The sequence below is a fragment of the Mycobacterium sp. E2497 genome, assembly GCF_001668695.1.
Taxonomy (GTDB): Bacteria; Actinomycetota; Actinomycetes; order Mycobacteriales; family Mycobacteriaceae; genus Mycobacterium.
This window is the reverse complement of sequence record NZ_LZKD01000105.1, coordinates 1-17,942: the sequence shown is the minus strand read 5'-3', so window position 1 is coordinate 17,942 and position 17,942 is coordinate 1. Positions and strand designations below refer to the sequence as shown.

Sequence of the window (17,942 nt, the reverse complement as noted above, 5' to 3'; positions counted from 1 at the left end):
TCGTAGCGGACCGGTTCGATGCCGTATTCCTCGGGCTTTTTGCCCGCCACGGCGTTGAGCCCGATGTAGGGGTAGATGCGGCCTTCGTACTCCCACACCTGACACATCTGGCCGGTGTCGGGTCGTTCCCACTCGATGATCTTCGGACCCGCTTCCAAGTATTTCTTGGGAAGGCGGTCGCTCCACACCTTGGGATGCTCGATCAGGTGGTCGTCGACGGAGATCAGTTGCATCCAGGGCTGCAGAGGCATCGGTGCTTCCTTGCGCTTCGAGGGACGGACAAAATAGAAAAACATTTAGTTATTTCCAACCAGTGTAGTAGCCTACCGGACGATGCGGCAAGCGGTTGTCGCCCCGCGGTCATAGGACCGTGATCGGAGGTGTGGTCGTGAACTTCGACTTGGAGGGCAAGCGGGCCCTCGTCACCGGCAGCAGTTCGGGAATCGGCGCGGGCATCGCCACGGCGCTCGCCGCCGAGGGGGTGTCCGTGGTCATCCACGGTCGTAACGCAGAACGAGTGGCATTGGTTGCCAATGTGATTCGAGACAGTGGTGGGCGGGTCGCCACCGCCGTAGGCGACCTGGCTACCGAGGTCGGCGCCGCGGACGTAGCGAGAACGGCCCTCGCGGCCTTCGGCGGGATAGACATCCTCGTGAACAACGCCGGGGGAGCGTCGGAAACTGGAGTGCAGTCGTGGTTCGCCCTGCCCGTATCGGAGTGGGGGAACACCTATCAGCGCAACGTGCTTTCGGCGGGCCACCTGATTCACGCGCTGGCGCCAGCGATGAAGGACAACGGTTGGGGCAGGATCATCCAGATCGCCTCCGCGGCGGGCATCATCCCGACGTCGGGCCAGCCGGATTACGGACCGTCCAAGGCGGCAATGATCAACATGTCCATGGGGCTGTCAAAAGCCTTGGCGGGCAGCGGTGTAACCGTCAACACGGTAATGCCGGGCATGATCATGACCAGCGGGCTACGTGACTTTTTGCGCACCTTCGCCGAACGCCGCGGCTGGGGCGGCGATCTGGACCGCGCCGCGGAATATGTGCTGAAAGGTACCGGGCAGACCGTCCATCGAATCGGTCAAGTCAGTGATGTCGCCTATGCGGTCACGATGCTCGCCAGCCCGAAAGCCGATTTCTTCAACGGGATGAACCTTCACATCGACGGCGGAGCGACGGGATCGATCTATTGACTTTCAAATTCACACTCGAATATCCAAGTGACGTACCGACTGCGAGTCCTGAGTTCCGTGATCCGACCGTCATGCGCGCGATCGCCCATCAGGCCCAAGCGCTCGGCTTCGAAGCCATCGCGCTAGCCGACCATCCGGCACCGTCGGCGAAATGGCGACGGGGCGGCGGCCACAACACCTTCGAGCCCGCCGTCGCATTGGCCTTTTTCGCGGCCGCCACCACAACGATACGGTTGATGACGCATCTGTATGTGTTGCCGTTTCGGAATCCGTACCTGACTGCCAAAACGCTGACGTCGTTGGACATCGTCTCCGGTGGACGGTTGATCGCCGGCGTGGGAGCCGGTTACCTTCGTTCCGAGTTCGCTGCTCTGGGAGTCGATTTCGACGCCCGAGTCCAGCTCTTCAACGAATCGCTGGCTGCGCTGCGACGGATCTGGACCCATCCTGAAGAGCCGATCTCGGGAACGAATTTTGCCGCCACCGGCGAAATGAACCTCGACGGGCCGATCCAAAAGCCCCATCCACCGCTGTGGATCGGTGGCAACAGCGTCGCGACGCTGCGACGCGTCGTTGAGCACGGCAGCGGCTGGAGCGCCGTGGTGGCCCCGGCATCCATGGCGTCGTCGGTCCGGACGGCCGCGATCGAAGGGGTGGAAGACTTTTCACGAGCGGTCGACAGACTGCGAGAGATGCTCACGGCATCCGGCCGCGACCCGAACAGCGTGCACATTCAGGTCGCCGCCCCCGCAGTCGACTTCGACGATGCGGCCGCGGTGTCCGTACTGGACCAATACGTTTCCGCCATGGCGCGCGCCGGCGCGACCCGTATTCTCGCCCACGCCGACGCCTCCTCGGCAACGGCGGCCGAAACCTACCTCACCCGCTTCGCTGAGCATTTCGGCATGACCGCGTAGGCGGGCATGCCCCGGCCGTCACAGGATCTTCGCTTCGACGGCCAATCGGTCCCAGTGGCCTGCGGGCCCGCCGAATAGCACCTCATCGGTGCAGGCTCGGCGGACGTACAGGTGTGCGGAGTCCTCCCAGGTGAAGCCGATGCCGCCGTGAATCTGCACGTTGGCGTTCGCTACTCTGCGCAGGGCTTCCGAACACACCGCTTTTGCCATGCTCGAACGCCAACCCAGCTCGTCCGGGATGTCACCGTCTGCCGCTTGCAACGCCGCTTGAGAAGCCGATCGTGCCCACTCGAGGTCGACGAGCATGTCCGCGCATTTGTGTTTGATCGCCTGGAAACTGCCGATCGGCCGGTTGAATTGCTCACGCGTTCGGGCGTATTCCGTCGAGATCTCGAGCACGCGTTCGCACGCGCCGACCTGCTCGGCGCTCAACACAGCTATGGCGAGATCGACCGCGCGTCCGATTACACCGTCGACGGGATCTCTGCCGGACAGTCGCACCGCCGGTGCACCGGCGAACGCCAGTGTCGCCATCGGACGAGTGCCGTCCAGCACAGGCTCGCGCTCGGCGCTGACACTGGCGGCGTCGACGACGAACAACTCCGGTCGCCCGCCGACGTTCGCAACGACCACCAAATCGTCTGCGGCGCTTCCGTTGAGCACGTGCCGCGCCACGCCAGTGATAATCCAGCCATCGGCCGTGGACTCGGCATTGAGAGTGACAGCGCCACGCCGCCACAGTCCGCCGTCGCCGGTGAGGACCGCCGCAGCGGTGCGGTTGCCCTGGACCAGCTCCGCCAGTCGGCCCTCTGAGTTCGGATCCGCGTCCCGCAGTTCGATCAAGAGTCCGGTGGCCAGCACCGCCGACGCGAGGAACGGCACGGGCGCCAGCGCCCGGCCCAACTCGTGGGCAACCACGCCCAGTGCCGTTGCGCCGAAGCCGGCTCCGCCGAGGTGATCAGGCAGCGCGATCGCGGTCACCCCTACCTGATTGCACAGCACCTTCCACAATTGCGTGTCGATGCCGCGCTCGTCGCCGTCACTGTCATACGCCACCGCGCGTACCCGGTCTTCGGGTGCCAGCCGCTCACAGGCGGCGCGAACGGAATGCGCGAGATGTTGACGTTCGTCGACGTCCAACGCCGTCATCGACTTCCTCCTGCGATCTGTCGGGAGAGCTCGGATTTCGCGATCTTGCCCAGCCCGGTGAGCGGAAACTCGTCGACGATGACCAGGCGTTCGGGCCACTTCTGTTTCATCAGACCGCGTTGGTCCAGAAAGCCGCACAGCTCGTCGAGGGTGAGGTCGGGTTGGCCGGGCGAGCGTCGGACGATCGCGCAGACAGCTTCCCCGCGCAGTTCATCCGGCTGGCCCACCACCGCGACAGCGTCGATGAGTGGGTGTGCGAGCAATTCGTTCTCGATCTCGTCGGGGGAGATGTTTTCGCCCTTGCGGATGATCAGGTCCTTGATTCGGCCGGTGACCACGATGCGTCCGTCGGGGCGCAGGTGGCCCCGGTCGCCGGTGCGGAACCAGCCGTCCGGTGTCACCGCGCGTGACCACTGTTCGTCGTCCACATAGCCCGGTGTCAGGTTGGCGCCCCGCAACTGGATCTCACCGGCCGCGTCGACCCGAATTTCGGTCCCCGGGATCGGCCTTCCGGACGTGTTGGACTGCTGCTCTTCGTTATCGGTGGCCTCGCTGACGCAAATCATCGGCGCTTCGGTCATGCCGTAGGCATGCAGGATTGGTACACCCATGTGCCGGCGCACCTTTCGATGCAGCTCGGACGGGCAGGGTGCCCCGCCACCGATCAACATCCGCAGCGACGGAATCAGCGGCTCGTCGCTGCCGGATGCCAGCTGCGCCGAGAACAGCATCTGATAGAACGCGGTGCTGGAGCCGGACACCGTGACCCGGTGGGCCGCCAACAGGCCGGGGAGCTGGGCGGCATCGACCTTGGGCACCATGAGCGCCGAGAATGCGCCGATCAAACCGCTTGCCACGTAAAGAATTCCGCCTACGTGGGCGATCGGAAACGCAATCGTCCCAATCTCATTGGCGTGGTCGCCGAGTCCGAGGTGCGCTGTGAAGCCGCGGGCCGCCGCCAACAGTGTGGCGTCCGTGTGCTTGACGCCCTTCGGCCGGCCCGTCGCGCCGGAGGTGAAGTAGATCCACCTGGCGTCCTCGGCCAACCGGATTCCGACCAGCATGGGATCGACACCGCCGGCCATGTCGCGCAGTACATCGAAGAAGTCGTCGGGCAACCTGACGACGGGTACATCGGCCGGGGCGTTGGCCTCGGTGGATCCGTCGACGACCAAGATATCGGCACCGGCGACATCGAGTGCGGCGCGAACCTCGCGCTGCCGGTACAGATGGAGCACGGGCGCCTGCGTCACCTGCGTTCGAGCGAGCGCCAGCATCAGGACCGCCGCGCGACTGTGCGACGGCAATTGCCACGCCACCGTCATTTGAGATTGGACACCCGCCTGCGCGAGCCAGCGGGTGCCTGCCGCCGAGAGTGACGCCACGTCAGCAACGGTGAGCGTCGCGCCCGATTCTTCACGGAGCAACGGCTGGTTCGGCCGGGCACTTGCAGTTTCGTCGAGCAGTCCGGCGATGGTGTCGCGTGTCATTGCCCGACCTCTTGCAGATCCACCCCTCGCGTGCGCGGGCCGTCGTCCGCAGGCTCGTTCATCTCGACAGGATGGCGACCGCGGCGGTGCCCGGGGATCCGTAGAGCTGAGCCAGCGCGACGCGCGGATCGTTGGGCACCTGGCGATCACCGGCAGTTCCGCGCAACTGATGGACGAGTTCGTATACCTGCCGCAGCCCGGATGCGCCCACCGGTTCTCCGTTGGCGAGCAGACCGCCGTCGGTGTTGATCGGCAAGCGGCCACCGATTTCCGTAGCACCGTCGTGTAGGAGAGCCTCCTGCTCGCCGTCCTTGCAGAGCCCCGTCTCGGCCATGTGGATGATTTCGGAGCCCGAGTCGGTGTCCTGCAGTTGCGCGACGTCGACGTCCTCCGGGCCGATGCCGGCCTGTTCGTACGCAGCGTGTGCCGCTTCCGCGGTGGTGCCCGGCACCAGAGGAAGTTCGATCGAGGTGCGCAGCAGTTCGTATGCACCCTCGCGGCGACTCCGAAGCGCCGTGGAGCGTAGATAAATGGGAGTGTCGGTGTAGCGCTTGGCCACGTCGGCACGGCAGACCACCACGGCCGCTGCGCCCTCGTTGGGATTGCAATACATGTATTGGCGCAGTGGAGCGTTGACGACCGGTGACGCCAGGATTGCTTCAACGCTCATGGCTTTCCGGCGCCACGCATGAGGCGCAAGCGCGCCGTTCGCCAAGTTTTTGGCAGACACGCGTGCCAGGGTCGGTTCGCTGATGCCGTGGTCATGCATGTAGCGCATGATCTTCGTGCCGAAGTAGTGGGTGGTCAGGAACATGCCTTGGTCGCCGTACCACTGCGGCAGCCCGGCGACGGCGGGATCGGCGCCGAAGGCGCCGCGCGGGTGTTTGTCGAGACCGACACCGACAGCGATCTCGGCTTCGCCCAGTTGGACGTCATGCGCGGCCAGCGTGAGCAGGGAGTTGCCCGTGGCGCAGCCGCTCAGGGTCGCGCGCGCAGGCAACCCAGTCATTCCGGCCAGTCCGGTGACCGCCTCGGGGTTGGCGACTTCGAGGCTCCCGGCGTACAGGCTGCCGACGTCCGACCACTGCACCCCCGCATCGCGAAGCGCGCGGCCGATCGCAACAGCGCCCATCTCTAGCGCCGACCGGTCCTCGTAACGACCGAATGGATGGAGCCCAACGCCGATGATCGCGATGTCTGGCGTTGTGCTCATGGTGCTCCTTCGGCGGGTGGCAGGTTGGACTCCAGCGGACACTAAGTCTATAACTATATATCGGATTCAAGAAGGGGCAGGGCGTTGAGCATTGCACTGTTGCTGGAGATGGCCGTCTCCGGCGATCCCGACCGTCTTGCCGTGGTCGATGGTGAGACGCGGCTGACCACCTCCAAGTTGAGCCGGCTCGCAAGCGGGGGAGCCGGAGTCATCGGCGAGTCCGGAGTTGAGCACGTGGCTTATGTCGGCACCGGCGGGGCACTGCTGCCGTTGCTGATCTTCTCGTCAGCGCGGGCCGCAACTCCGTTCACGCCGTTGAACTACCGTCTGAGCGCGGAGGGTTTGCAGCAGTTGATCGGGCGCCTGCCGGCGCCGATGGTCGTCGCCGACCCTCAGTACGTGGAACTGGTCGCCGGCGCGGGTAAGCGCGTGATGAGGTCGGAGGAGTTCATCGAAGCCGCTCGCGTCGGCGATCCGGTCGAGGAGTTCGCCGATCCCGAGGATGTGGCGATCGTCTTGTTCACCTCGGGTACTACATCTGCGCCGAAGGCCGTCGAGCTGACGCACAACAATCTGACCGGTTACGTCACGGGCACAGTCGAATTCGGGTCCGCCGACGCCGACGATGCGGCGCTGGTGTGCGTGCCGCCCTATCACATTGCCGGCGTTGGCGCGGCGCTGTCGAATCTCTATGCAGGCCGACGGATCGTCTACCTGCGCAAGTTCGATCCGCGGGAGTGGGCGCAGTTGGTGCGCGACGAGCGGGTGACCACTGCGACGGTGGTGCCCACGATGCTCGACCGCATCATCGCCGAACTGGAGGTCAGTCCCACGGATCTCCCGACGCTGCGCACGCTGGCGTACGGTGGCTCGAAAGTCGGTCTACCGTTGGTCCGCAAGACTATCGCCGCGCTGCCTCACGTCGGCCTCGTCAACGCGTACGGGCTCACCGAAACAAGCTCTACCATCGCCGTTCTCACGCCCGAGGACCACCGCACGGCGCACGGCGCAACCGAGGAGGCCGCGGCGCGCCGGCTCGGCTCGGTCGGCAGGCCGGTGCCGGGTATCGAGGTCCAGATCCGTGACGAGAACGGCACGGTGCTCGCGCCCGGTCAGGTGGGCGAGTTGTTCGTGCGGGGGCCACAGGTGTCAGGCCGATACACCGGAATCGGTTCAGTGCTCGACGCCGAAGGCTGGTTTCCCACCAGGGACACCGCGATGCTCGACGACGACGGCTACCTGTTCATCGGTGGCCGATCCGACGACACGATCATTCGCGGTGGCGAGAACATCGCGCCGGCGGAGGTGGAGGACGTGCTCGTCGAGCATCCCGACGTCCACGAGGTGGTGGTGGTCGGCGTCGACGACCCGCAGTGGGGCCAGATCATCGTCGCGATCGTGGTACCCGAGGCGGCCGCCGAGCCGGATGTCGAAGAACTGCGCGAGTTCGTTCGCAAATCGCTACGGGGCTCACGCACCCCTGACCGCATCGTGTTCCGCGATCACTTGCCGACAACCGCGACGGGCAAGGTGCTGCGTCGCGAAATCGTTGAAACGCTGCAAACTACGGCCGGACGGCATTAGCCGGCAACGAAAGTCAAGGAGCTGCACATGATCAAGAACGGGACCCGGCTGCAGAGCCAGGTGTGCGATACGCAGGTCATCGTCGTGCGGTCTGCCGACAGTCTCGATGACTTGCGTTGCGGGGGAGAGCCGATGGTGGCCCTCGACGCGCAGAAGTCACCCCACGCCGACCTGGACCCGGCTTTCGCCGGCGGCAGCACGATGGGCAAGCGCTACGTCGACGCCGCCGGCGCCGAAGTGCTGGTGACCAAGTCTGGTGTCGGGGCATTGAGTGTCGGCAACACCCCGCTGGCAATCAAAGAGGCAAAACCGTTGCCCGCCAGCGATTAATCAATCGCGCGGCGTCGGGACGAGTCGGTCTGCCGCACGCCGGTAAGTCCTCCTGCCACGGCCGTGGCGTCGAACAGCGGTGCGGTACAGAGCTCGTGGCTACGGAAATTGCCCAGTCTCAGGCCAGCCCGTAAACGAAGATCGGTGAGGCACCTCATCGAGTCGTTGATGCGGCGTGTTCCCATGTGGCTCGCCAGGCGCGTTCTTCATCGCGCTTGTCATGGTGCAGCTTTTCTGAGGGCGCGCTGAGATGGATCGCTGGGTGGGGCATGGTGAAGAAATTGCCTTGACCCAGCGCTGATTCGCCGCTTCCGGTGTCGACGTAGCAGTATCCCTCTCCGGACAGCGCCGCTTCGGTGTCGGTCCTGCCGAGGTAGTGCAACGCGTTTGCCGCTGCGGCTCGAGCACCGTTTTTGGCGAAGATGGCCGCTTTGGGCAGTGGACGCCCAGACGGAGAGTTGATGGCGGTGGCGTCGCCGATCGCGAAAATTCCCGGGAATTGTGTCTGCATGGTAGTCGGGTCGACGCTGATCCAGCCCTGACCGTCGATTGTCACGGCCGGTTCGTGCGGCGGGATGAACACCAGCAGATCGAACGGGACCACGTCGCCGTCCTGGAAGTGGATTTGCTTGCGGTCCGCCTCGATGTGGTCGACGGTGTGCTCGCCGAAGAAAGCAATGCCGTTGTCATTGAGCAGCTCGACGAGTTCGGGCCCTGCGAATGGGCCCGCGGACGGCATCGGATGTTTTTCGGGGCTATAGACCGATATGGTGGTGCGCGATCGTGATCCGTTGTCGCGGAGCAGGTCCGCGGCCAGCAGTGATCCCTCGTAGGGCGCGACCGGGCAGCGGTAGGGTTGCGAAGTCACCAAGAACACCAGTCTGCCTCCGGCGAATTCGCGCAGGGCCTGATGCGCCTGCGAGGCGGCATCGGCGCTGTAGTAGTGCACCGCGCTGCCGCGCTCGACGGCCTCGCCCAATCCAGGAGTTCGTTCGATGGCGTTGCGCGCGCCGGTGGCGACCACTAGCGCGTCGAACCCGAGGCCGGTGCCATCGGTCAGTGTCACGGTGTGCGTCGCGGGGTCGATAGCGCGCACGGTGCCCGTGACGCGGCGCACTCCGGTCAGTGCGTCAGCGCTGGGCCGGATCGGCACACTGTTGCGGCCGCGCCAACCACGCATCACCCACGGCAAGGTGAAGCCCAGGAAATGCGAGAAATCTTCGTCGACGACGGTGACGTCGAGATCGCCGCGATCAACTCCAAACCCGGACAGCTCCTTGACGACGCTCAGCCCGCCGATTCCGGCACCTAGAACGAGGAGCTTCTGTGTCATGGCGTCTCCTTGCTGTTTTCTGCGATGTTGCACGCTGGTTGATGCATGTTGGTTCTGAGACCGTGGCTGTTGCGTTGCGCAGTCAACCTTTCCCTCCCAGCTGAGATCCTTTGCGCCAGAACGTGATCTGCGACGGTTGACAGCTCCACCGGAGCCTCGGCCTTTGCGGCATGTCTGCGCTATATACGCCATCGTATATACCCATACCCCTAGGGGTAAAGGCGCGGGAGCCGAGATCAACTGACCGGGGCGCATGCGCGACGTCGGTAAGCGTGCGTGAGCAGCGAAGCTGTCGGAGCCTGCTGACTAGCCACGAGTTGGCTGCCAACGTCCTGAGGGTGCAAACGACCGCGACGCTCAGCGCAGCAGCGGGATGCCGGTACCCGGCTCTGGGCTAGAGTCGTGAGTCGTTGCTCAACCGACTACGTCGGGCCCGAGGCCGCCTCACCGGCTTCATCGCCATGACGGAACAAGGCCGTGACCGCAAAGACGTCGTCACTCAACTGATAGCCGTATCGCCCGTCCTCGACCGGGCCGGATTCAAAAATCGTGGCATCCGGCATCCGGCTCTGCATCGCGAGCAACCGAGCCGGCACACCGCCACGCCTCACCGAAGTGGAACTTGAGAAGCCGTCTTTATCTCTTGCACGACGAAGAGACGTGTCCTGCTACAACAAGAGCGGCGTCGTGGTCAAGCCCCGGCGGTTTGCAGGACCGGCGGCTTGACGGCGTCCGGATCAGGATTGGCAATCGGAAGCCCCATGAACCGGCGGGCGTTGTCGCCCATGAAGTCGTACGTGCGTCTCCGGTCCATGCCCTCGGCGTACTTGAAGTAGCCACGCGGAGTCTCCAGGCCTTCGGGGTGCGGCCAGTCGGAGCCGAACAACACCTTGTCCCAACCGACGGTCTCGACTACGTCCGCAACCGAGCCCTCCCAGAACGGGCTGACCCAGATGTTGCGGCGGAACACGTCGTGCGGGTGTTCGGGGAAATTCTGCGGCATCTTGCCATACGTGGACTGCAGATCATCGAAAAGCGGTTTGATCCAAGAGCTTCCATTCTCGACGCTGGCGATACGCAGCTTCGGGAAGCGGGTCAGCGTGCCGTGGCAGATCAAGCTGGTCAACATGTCGGCGATCTCGCGGTGACCCAGCGCGGTCCACTTGAACGCCGACATCTCGAAGGCGTTGCTCGTGTCGGCCGGCTCCCACTTCTCGATGTATTCCTGCAAGGGGGGCTGGCTCGCGTGCAGAACGATGGGAAGTCCCGCCGATTCGACATCGCGCCAGAACGGGTCGAATTCCGGCAGCGCGGGGGAACGCCAGCCCTTGTAGCCCTTCACCGGGGCCGGCTTGATCAGAGCGACCTTGGCGCCGTTGCTGAGGATGAAGTCGAGTTCGCGGCGCCCTTCGTCAACGAGGCCGAGGTTGATCACCGGCGTGGTGTAGATGCGGCCGGCGTGGGTGAATCCCCAATGTTCGAATATCCACTGGTTCAAGGCGTGGATGATGGCTGCGGTCAATTCGGGATCCTCGGCTGAGGAATGCTCGACCAGGTTGGCGAGTGTGGGGTAATTCAGGCACGCGTCGACGCCTTGCCGGTCGAGTTCGGCGATCCGGTCCTCCGGGTTGCGCGCGGCGGGCGGACAGTCGATGCCGCGCCCCGACATCTCCCGCATGCTCAGCCCCTCGGGGTTCTGGCCGGAGTAGAACTTCTCGTGCGCTCCGGGAGCGGCGACCCGCTCAAACGTCGGGTTGGGCATGTAGTCGGTGATCTTGTTCAGGATGGCGATACGAGTGTGCCTGCCGATCTGGACGAACTGCACCTTTGACTTGTACTTCTCCGGCAGGTACTTGAGCAGCGCGTCAGGCGTCTCGTACATGTGCTGATCGGCATCGAAGATCGGTGCATCGGTGAACTGCGTCATCAGGCCGCGCCTCCACGTCTCGTTTGGGTTCGCACTGAGCTTGCCGCAACTTGACGCAAGTGTCAAGTTCTTGCCTGACTATGACTGCAGAGTGGGTTTTAAGTGCGTAAATTAGCGTCCGACGTTTCTGTCATGTATGTTGCGCAGATGACCGTGTCGCAAGCTGCCACCGCCGAGGATCTGCTCGGCATGAGCCGTGGTGAGCGCACTCGTTCGGCAATCCTCGACGCCAGCAGGCGGCTGTTCCTGGAGCGTGGATTCCGGGGCACGCCGATCAACGCGATCACCGAAGCCTGCGGGATCTCACGCGCGGGTTTCTACACCTACTTCAAGGACAAGCGCGAGATATTCAACGTGCTCGGCAAGACCGCCTATCACGACGTGCTTGCGGTGATCGCCCACTGCCGTGATGCGGTCACGTCTGGAAGGCCCGACGCCCTCCGGGCGTGGGTCGGCGAGTACTTCGACTACATGGACCGGCACGGCGCGTTCGTCACTGCGGCCGCGCATACCGCACCGGACGACGAGGAGTTCCGCCGCTCGCGGAACCATATGATGACGCGCGCCGCCTGGAATCTGGGACAGGCGATCTGTGCCGACGGCAAGCATTCCCCGGAGGTCATCGGCATCGCGGCGATGGGACTGCTCGACCGATCGTGGTATGCCGTGCAAGCTCAGTTGGTCCCCGTTGACCGCGCTGAGATGATCGCCGTGGTCGCCGACACGATCACTGCCATGGCCGCTACGCCGGGCGAAACGCGTACGTGAGCAACAATTCGCCGGCTTCCGTCTCCACGGTGGTCGTGGAGCTCACCATCTGCTGACCGATGCGCAGTTTCGACGCATCCGCGCCGATGATCAGCGACTCGACAAGAACCCGCTCGCCGAGCTGGATGAACCCGACGACGTAGGGCCGGAAAGCTTCCGGCGAGCGGTGACCCTTGTACGGCAGGGGTGGCGGGAACTCCTGCGTCGTGAATGTGAAAAGCGTTCCCTCCGTCGGCAACTCGATCGGCTCGATGTCGGCCTGAACGTCGGGATTGGCGTCGAACAGCTCCGGGCGCTCCGCCGGAAATTTCACCACACCGGTCGACCGCCGGCGCGACCCCTGGAGCACGGCACGGTCGCCGTCGACCCGGAAAAGATTGTCCGCGATGAGCTGAGTCATGTCATGCCACCTCGATAACCATTGCTGCTCCCATTCCGCCGCCCGCGCACATCGACAGCACGCCGATGCCGCCGCCGCGGCGGCGGAGCTCGTAGATGGCCGACGTCACCATCCGCGCGCCCGTCGCGGCGATCGGATGGCCAAGGCTGATACCGGATCCGTACACGTTGACGATTTCCTCGTTGAGGCCCAGTTCGCGTGCGCATGCCACCGCCTGAGCGGCGAACGCCTCGTTGATCTCGAACAGCGCCACGTCCTCAACAGTGCGGCCCGCCAACTCCAGCGCTTTCGGGATGGCCGAGATCGGTCCGCTCCCAGTCCGATTCGGCGGCACGCCGACCGAACTCCACGACAGCACGTTGGCCAAGACGTCCTGCTCGGTGTCCGGCCTGGCCAGTGCGACCACCGCCGCCGCGTCGTTGATCCCCGACGAATTCCCTGCGGTGACCGTGAATCCCTCGATCTCGGGGTGCAGCACCTTCAACGCGGACAGCGTCTCGAGGGTGGTGTCGCGGCGTGGGTGTTCGTCCTCGGCGAAGGTGACCGTCGATCCGTCGGGCTGCGGAACCCGCAGCGGCACGATCTCGTCGACGAAGGAGCCGGCGTCGATGGCCTTGACCGCGCGCTGGTGGCTGCGCAGCGCCCACTCGTCTTGGTCTTTGCGTGACAGGGCGTACTGGACCGCGCAGTTGTGCGCCACCGTGATGGACATGTCGAGGGCGGGGGCATCCGCGGTCGGCGGGTGTGACAGCGGGAACCAGGGGTCCTCGTAGTCGTCCGGCGACTTACCCGTCGTGAACGGCTTGCGCTTGCGCAGCAGCGGCGTTGTCGAACACGACTCCATCCCGCCGGCCAGGATCGCTCGACTCATCCCTGCGGCAATCTGCCCCGCGGCCACCGCGACCGCGCTAAGGCTCGATGCGCATTGCCGGTTGACCGCCATCCCGGGAATGCCGGTCAGACCCAGGTCGACGGCGACATAGCGGGCGCTGTCTCCGCCGCCCTGCAGGCTCTCGGCGAGCACCAGGTCGTCGAAGTCGGATGCATCCAATCCCGATCGTTCGATGGCCGCCGCGACGACCGGTTTGGCCAAGTCGATGGCGGGCATGTGGGCCAGCGTTCCCTTGCGGGCAGTGCCGATGGGGGTGCGGGCGGCGGCCACGATGGCGGCGCGCGACGTCGTCGACGTCATGTGTCTCCCGAAAGGTCGTCGGACAGGCAGCCGATTGGGTGCCCTGGTTCGCGCCAAGAGTATACCGTTAAATAGATATCTGTATTGGCGGGTCGGACGGGAGTGGAATGAAGACAATCGGGTCGGTAGACGAGGCGGTCGCGGCAATTGGCGTCGAACTCGGGGTCAGTCGGTGGTTCGACGTGGATCAGTCGCGCATCGACCAGTTCGCCGACGTGACCGTGGATCACCAGTGGATCCACGTCGATGTGGAGCGCGCGAAAACCGAAAGTCCATACGGCGCGACCATTGCTCACGGCTTTCTGACCCTGTCGCTCATTCCCGGTCTGAGCAAGGACAATTACCGCGTGGAGAACGCCAGGATGGGCATCAACTACGGACTGAACAAGGTCCGGTTCCTGGCGCCGGTGACGGCGGGGAGCCGGGTGCGGGTGCGATCGGAACTCGCCGACGCGGTGAGAGCCGGTGACGACACCGTCAACCTCACCGTCCGGCACACCGTCGAGCTCGACGGGTCGCAGAAGCCCGCCGCCGTCGCCGAGTTGATCGCCAGGTACGTGTTTTGATGAGCGGTGGCCCCTTCGACGGCAAGGCGGTCCTGACCGGTGCGGGCAAGTCGCAGGTCGGCCGCCGGTTGGGCCGGACCGGCCTGGACCTGACGCTGGAGGCGGTGCTGCGTGCGATCGCCGACGCCGGTCTGGACGTCGACGACATCGACGGGATCGCCAGCTATCCCGGTCCCGGAGTGCCCGATCCCGGATTTTCCGGCGCCGGTATCCAAGACGTGCGCAACGCTCTCGGGCTGCGCTGTCGTTGGTACATGTCCAGCTTCGAGACCGCCGGACAGATCGGCCCGGCGATCGAGGCGTGCATGGCGGTCACCCTCGGGTTGGCGAACCACGTCGTGGTGTTCAGGTCGGTGTGGGAATCCACCGCCGCCCAGCAGGGCGGTGGTGGCCGCGCGTCGGTGCTGTTCGGGGGCGGCAAGCTGCCTCCCCACCTCGAGTGGGTCGCGCCGTTCGGGGCGTTGTCCGCGGCGAACTGGCTCGCTATGCCCACGCAGCGGTACATGCACGACTACGGGATGACCCGAGAACAACTCGGTGCGATCGCGATCAACGCCCGCCGCAACGCCGGACTGAACCCCGACGCCATCTACCGCGAGCCGATGACGATGGACGACTACCTCGGCGCGCGAATGATCTCCGAGCCACTGTGTCTTTACGATTGCGACGTCCCCTGCGACGGAGCCACGGCCGTCATCGTCTCGCGCCGCGACGCCGCGAAGGGGCTGCCCCGCCATCCGTTGACCGTGGAGTCCGTCGGGCCCGGCATGTTCGAGCGTGCGACCTGGGACCAGCGCTGCGACCTCACCACGATGGCCGCCCACGATTCGGCCCAAACCCTCTGGCAGAACACGAGGTTGACGCCCGGCGATGTTGACATGGCACAGATCTATGACGGCTTCTCATTCCTGACCGTGATGTGGCTGGAAGCACTCGGCTTCTGCGAGCAGGGGAAGGCAGGGGAGTTCATCGAAGGCGGCGAGCGCATCGCGCTCGACGGAGAACTACCCATCAACACCAGCGGCGGACAGTTGTCGGGTGGGAGACTGCACGGCATGGGGTTCCTGCATGAGGCGTGCGTGCAGATGTGGGGCGAAGGCGGCGACCGCCAGGCGCCCACAACGCCCGAAGTGGTCGCCGTGGGGGTGGGCGGCGGGCCCGTCGCCGGATCGATGTTGCTGAGCGGCCGGTAACGTGCTGTCCGAACCGGGCGAGGCGTCGATGACGTTGGGTGACATCGTCACCGACAATGCCCGGCGCTTCCCCGATGCGATCGCATACCGTCTCGGTGATCACGAAATCACTCATGCGGGACTGCGCGAACGCGCCGTGCGACTGATCTCCGCGATGTCGTCCGCCGGTGTAGGACGCCAGGACCGTGTTGCGATACTGAGCCGCAACAGCGTCGAGTTCGGTGAGGTGATGGCGGCATGTCAACTGAGCGGAATCATCATGGCGACCATCAACTTTCGGTTGGCGCGTGATGAGGTGCGCGATGCGCTGGCGCGCGTGCGGCCATCGATAGTGTTCGTCGCGGACGAGTACGCGCCCATGGTTGCCGACGTCATCGCCCAACTGTCGGATCAGCCGGTGCTGGTGCGCATCGGCGGACCCGACCCCGATGGGATGGTCGATTTCGAGGACTTTCTCACCAGCGGCGCCGGCGGCGAACCAGGGCTGCGCGCGCAACCCGACGACATCGCCTGCCTGATCTTCACCAGCGGCACCACCGGCGCAGCGAAATGCTGCATCCTCGGCCAACAAGAACAGCGACGCGTCGCGTTCACCATGAGCGCCGAGATGCGCACGGGCTCGACCGACCGCGGATTGATCAATATGCCGATGTTCCACGTCGGTGCCATGGCGATAATCGCAGGATTGCACGCCCGTGGCGGAACAGTGGTGTTGCAGCAGAAATTTGATCCGGTCGACGCGGTGCGTCTTGTCTGCGAGGAGCGCATAACGCTCCTGCATCTGGCGCCGGTGATGCTGGGTGCGCTGCTGGACGCCGTGACCGACGCGGGGGAAGTCGAATCGTTGGAGACGATCGTCTATTCCGCCGCGCCGATGCCCCGACGCGTCCTCGAGCGGGCGTTGGCGATGATCCCGTCCGCCGGGTTTCTGAACCTGTACGGGCAGACCGAGGCGATCGTCTCCGGACTGCCCCGCGAATTGCACACCGTCGAGGGCTCGGAGGTCCTGCGATCCGTGGGGTTCCCCTTTCCGGGCTTTCGGGTCCGGATCGTCGGGGACGACGGCGCTGACGTTTCCGCGGGGACACCGGGAGAGATTGTGGTGCAGTCGAACTCGTGCTTCCGCGGCTACTGGGACGACCACGCGGCGACGCTGGCGACCTTGCGTGACGGTTGGTGCCACACCGGTGACATCGGCAGATTCGACGAGCGTGGGCTGCTCTATCTGGTCGATCGCAAGAAGGACGTGATCATCACCGGTGGTGAGAACGTCTACACGCCGGAAGTCGAGGATGCCGTGAGCCGGGGCGAGGGCATCGCGTCCTGCGCGGTGATCGGGATGCCCGATGACAAGTGGGGCGAAACCGTTTGTGCCGTCGTCACCGTCAAGCCCGGCGCATCGGTCACGCTGAAAACGGTGCAAGACAGCGTCCGCGCGCGGTTGGCCGGTTACAAGATCCCGCGACGGCTGGTGACCGTGGACGAACTGCCGATCCTGGCCAGCGGGAAAATCGACAAGAAGCGGCTCAGGGCCCACGTCGAACTACGCCACAGAAGCGAGGAACCAGCATGAAAGTCCGTCTCGAGCAGTCCAGGTGTGTGGGGCACGCACAGTGCTATGCCGTTGATCCGGAGTTGTTTCCGATCGATGACTCCGGCTACAGCACCGTGGAGGAACACGAGGTCAAGCCGAAAGACGAGCGCAAGACGCGCGACGGCGTCGCGGCCTGTCCCGAACTGGCACTTGTGCTCGAAGAAGACCGATCGGCGGATTGACCAACATAAATAACCAAGTTAGCTTTGTGATGTGACCACGGTCGGTGATTGGCGGGCGCGTCTTCAGGAGCTACTGGACGACTACCGGCGTGAACAAGCGGCCGGTTCCGGCCCTCACCCTGGTCGTATCGACGCCGCCCGGGCCTGGCACTCCCGTCTGGTCGATGCGAAGCTGGCAGCTCCGGGGTGGCCGAAATCGGTCGGCGGAATGGGGTTGTCCCTCGACGAGCAACTCGAGTACTACCGGATCACCACGGCCGCCGGGGTGCCGCCACATCCCTGCCCGCTGTCGTTCATCGTCGCGCCGACGCTGATCGCCCATGGCACCGACGAACAGAAGGCCCGGTTCCTTGAACCACTGCTGCGCGCCGAAGAGTTTTGGTGCCAGGGGTTTTCCGAACCCGGGGCGGGCAGCGATCTGGCGTCGCTGTCGACACGGGCGGTGCGGGATAACGGCGCGTACCGGGTCACCGGTCAAAAAGTCTGGACCTCGATGGCCGACCGGGCCGACTGGATGTTCGCGTTGGTCAGGACGGGCCCTGCCGGACGGGGCACCGACGGCATCACTTACCTGCTGATCCCGATGGACAGCCCCGGGATCGAGGTGCGCCCGCTGCGCGACATCAGCGGCGCGGCGCACTTTGCCGAGGTGTTCCTCGACGATGTCGAGGTCGCGATCGAGCACCGGGTCGGCGACGAGGGCGGCGGTTGGGCCATCATGCGGACGTCGCTCGGCCATGAGCGCGCCACCGCGTTTCTGGCCGACGAGTTCAAGTACCGCAAGACAACCGACCGGGTCATGGGGTTGATGCGCGCGCAGCAACTGGATGCCGACCCGATGGTCCGTCAGGCCGTCGCGAGGTTGGAGTCCGGTGTCCGGATGATCGCCGCGAACAGCGCCCGCGC

At 65.0% G+C, this 17,942-nt stretch carries 17 protein-coding genes and 2 pseudogenes; 11 read left to right on the top strand and 8 right to left on the bottom strand.

Features of this window, described 5'->3' with window-relative positions:
- Window positions 1-251 (bottom strand): annotated as a pseudogene (locus A5713_RS08095) (amidohydrolase); the annotation flags it as partial.
- Between the two features lie 137 nt (window positions 252-388).
- Between A5713_RS08095 and A5713_RS08090 the strand changes: the two are divergent.
- Window positions 389-1,198 (top strand): SDR family NAD(P)-dependent oxidoreductase, encoded by an 810-nt coding sequence (locus A5713_RS08090; RefSeq protein ID WP_068094424.1) that lies wholly within the window; start codon window positions 389-391, stop codon window positions 1,196-1,198.
- Window positions 1,195-2,115, top strand: coding sequence for a TIGR03619 family F420-dependent LLM class oxidoreductase (locus tag A5713_RS08085; protein ID WP_068094409.1), 921 nt, complete (start codon window positions 1,195-1,197; stop codon window positions 2,113-2,115). The genes A5713_RS08090 and A5713_RS08085 overlap by 4 nt, the downstream gene beginning before the upstream one ends.
- Window positions 2,116-2,133: 18 nt before the next feature.
- On the opposite strand, the gene A5713_RS08080 is transcribed toward A5713_RS08085, so the two are convergent.
- From A5713_RS08080 to A5713_RS08070, 3 genes are read right to left on the bottom strand one after another with little or no spacing between them, the layout of a single operon-like run.
- Complete coding sequence (locus tag A5713_RS08080) at window positions 2,134-3,264, bottom strand: acyl-CoA dehydrogenase family protein (RefSeq protein ID WP_068094407.1); 1,131 nt, start codon at window positions 3,262-3,264, stop codon at window positions 2,134-2,136.
- Window positions 3,261-4,754, bottom strand: a complete 1,494-nt coding sequence (locus A5713_RS08075) for a class I adenylate-forming enzyme family protein (RefSeq protein ID WP_068094406.1) — start codon at window positions 4,752-4,754, stop codon at window positions 3,261-3,263. Before A5713_RS08075 ends, A5713_RS08080 begins: the two co-directional genes overlap by 4 nt.
- Window positions 4,755-4,812: 58 nt before the next feature.
- Complete coding sequence (locus tag A5713_RS08070; protein ID WP_068094403.1) at window positions 4,813-5,967, bottom strand: thiolase family protein; 1,155 nt, start codon at window positions 5,965-5,967, stop codon at window positions 4,813-4,815.
- A gap of 108 nt (window positions 5,968-6,075) precedes the next feature.
- Here A5713_RS08070 and A5713_RS08065 point away from each other — a divergent pair, with 108 nt between their 5' ends.
- Both A5713_RS08065 and A5713_RS08060 read left to right on the top strand, forming a co-directional pair.
- Window positions 6,076-7,551 carry a class I adenylate-forming enzyme family protein gene (locus tag A5713_RS08065; protein WP_068094421.1) on the top strand — a complete coding sequence of 492 codons (1,476 nt, stop codon included), beginning with the start codon at window positions 6,076-6,078 and terminating at the stop codon, window positions 7,549-7,551.
- A gap of 27 nt (window positions 7,552-7,578) precedes the next feature.
- A complete protein-coding gene (locus A5713_RS08060; protein WP_068094400.1) occupies window positions 7,579-7,881 on the top strand; it encodes a hypothetical protein in 303 nt (100 codons plus the stop codon).
- A gap of 154 nt (window positions 7,882-8,035) precedes the next feature.
- On the opposite strand, the gene A5713_RS08055 is transcribed toward A5713_RS08060, so the two are convergent.
- Entirely contained in the window at window positions 8,036-9,214 is a 1,179-nt protein-coding gene (locus A5713_RS08055) for an NAD(P)/FAD-dependent oxidoreductase (protein WP_068094393.1), read from the bottom strand.
- Between the two features lie 410 nt (window positions 9,215-9,624).
- Here A5713_RS08055 and A5713_RS29100 point away from each other — a divergent pair.
- Window positions 9,625-9,862: pseudogene (locus tag A5713_RS29100) on the top strand (metal-sensitive transcriptional regulator); the annotation flags it as partial.
- A 43-nt stretch (window positions 9,863-9,905) separates the two neighbouring features.
- Here the strand turns inward: A5713_RS29100 and A5713_RS08050 are convergent.
- Window positions 9,906-11,141 carry an amidohydrolase family protein gene (locus A5713_RS08050; protein WP_068094389.1) on the bottom strand — a complete coding sequence of 412 codons (1,236 nt, stop codon included), beginning with the start codon at window positions 11,139-11,141 and terminating at the stop codon, window positions 9,906-9,908.
- 147 nt (window positions 11,142-11,288) lie between these two features.
- On the opposite strand from A5713_RS08050, the gene A5713_RS08045 reads away from it, so the two are divergent.
- A complete protein-coding gene (locus A5713_RS08045; protein WP_068094417.1) occupies window positions 11,289-11,909 on the top strand; it encodes a TetR/AcrR family transcriptional regulator in 621 nt (206 codons plus the stop codon).
- Here A5713_RS08045 and A5713_RS08040 read toward each other — a convergent pair.
- Both A5713_RS08040 and A5713_RS08035 read right to left on the bottom strand, forming a co-directional pair.
- A complete protein-coding gene (locus tag A5713_RS08040; protein ID WP_068094386.1) occupies window positions 11,884-12,309 on the bottom strand; it encodes a Zn-ribbon domain-containing OB-fold protein in 426 nt (141 codons plus the stop codon). The genes A5713_RS08045 and A5713_RS08040 overlap by 26 nt on opposite strands.
- Before the next feature lies 1 nt (window position 12,310).
- On the bottom strand, window positions 12,311-13,501 hold the full coding sequence (locus A5713_RS08035) for a thiolase family protein (protein ID WP_068094384.1): 1,191 nt from the start codon (window positions 13,499-13,501) through the stop codon (window positions 12,311-12,313).
- A 107-nt stretch (window positions 13,502-13,608) separates the two neighbouring features.
- Here A5713_RS08035 and A5713_RS08030 point away from each other — a divergent pair, with 107 nt between their 5' ends.
- The 5 genes from A5713_RS08030 to A5713_RS08010 form a co-directional block, all read left to right on the top strand.
- Window positions 13,609-14,067 (top strand): MaoC family dehydratase, encoded by a 459-nt coding sequence (locus A5713_RS08030; RefSeq protein WP_068094381.1) that lies wholly within the window; start codon window positions 13,609-13,611, stop codon window positions 14,065-14,067.
- Window positions 14,067-15,260: a thiolase family protein gene (locus A5713_RS08025; protein ID WP_068094380.1), complete on the top strand. Its 1,194-nt coding sequence runs from the start codon at window positions 14,067-14,069 to the stop codon at window positions 15,258-15,260. Before A5713_RS08030 ends, A5713_RS08025 begins: the two co-directional genes overlap by 1 nt.
- A gap of 4 nt (window positions 15,261-15,264) precedes the next feature.
- Window positions 15,265-16,833 (top strand): class I adenylate-forming enzyme family protein, encoded by a 1,569-nt coding sequence (locus A5713_RS08020; protein ID WP_369804386.1) that lies wholly within the window; start codon window positions 15,265-15,267, stop codon window positions 16,831-16,833.
- Complete coding sequence (locus tag A5713_RS08015) at window positions 16,830-17,036, top strand: ferredoxin (protein WP_068094378.1); 207 nt, start codon at window positions 16,830-16,832, stop codon at window positions 17,034-17,036. Before A5713_RS08020 ends, A5713_RS08015 begins: the two co-directional genes overlap by 4 nt.
- A gap of 31 nt (window positions 17,037-17,067) precedes the next feature.
- A partial coding sequence (locus A5713_RS08010) for an acyl-CoA dehydrogenase family protein (RefSeq protein ID WP_197516335.1) occupies window positions 17,068-17,942 on the top strand: 875 nt, incomplete at its 3' end.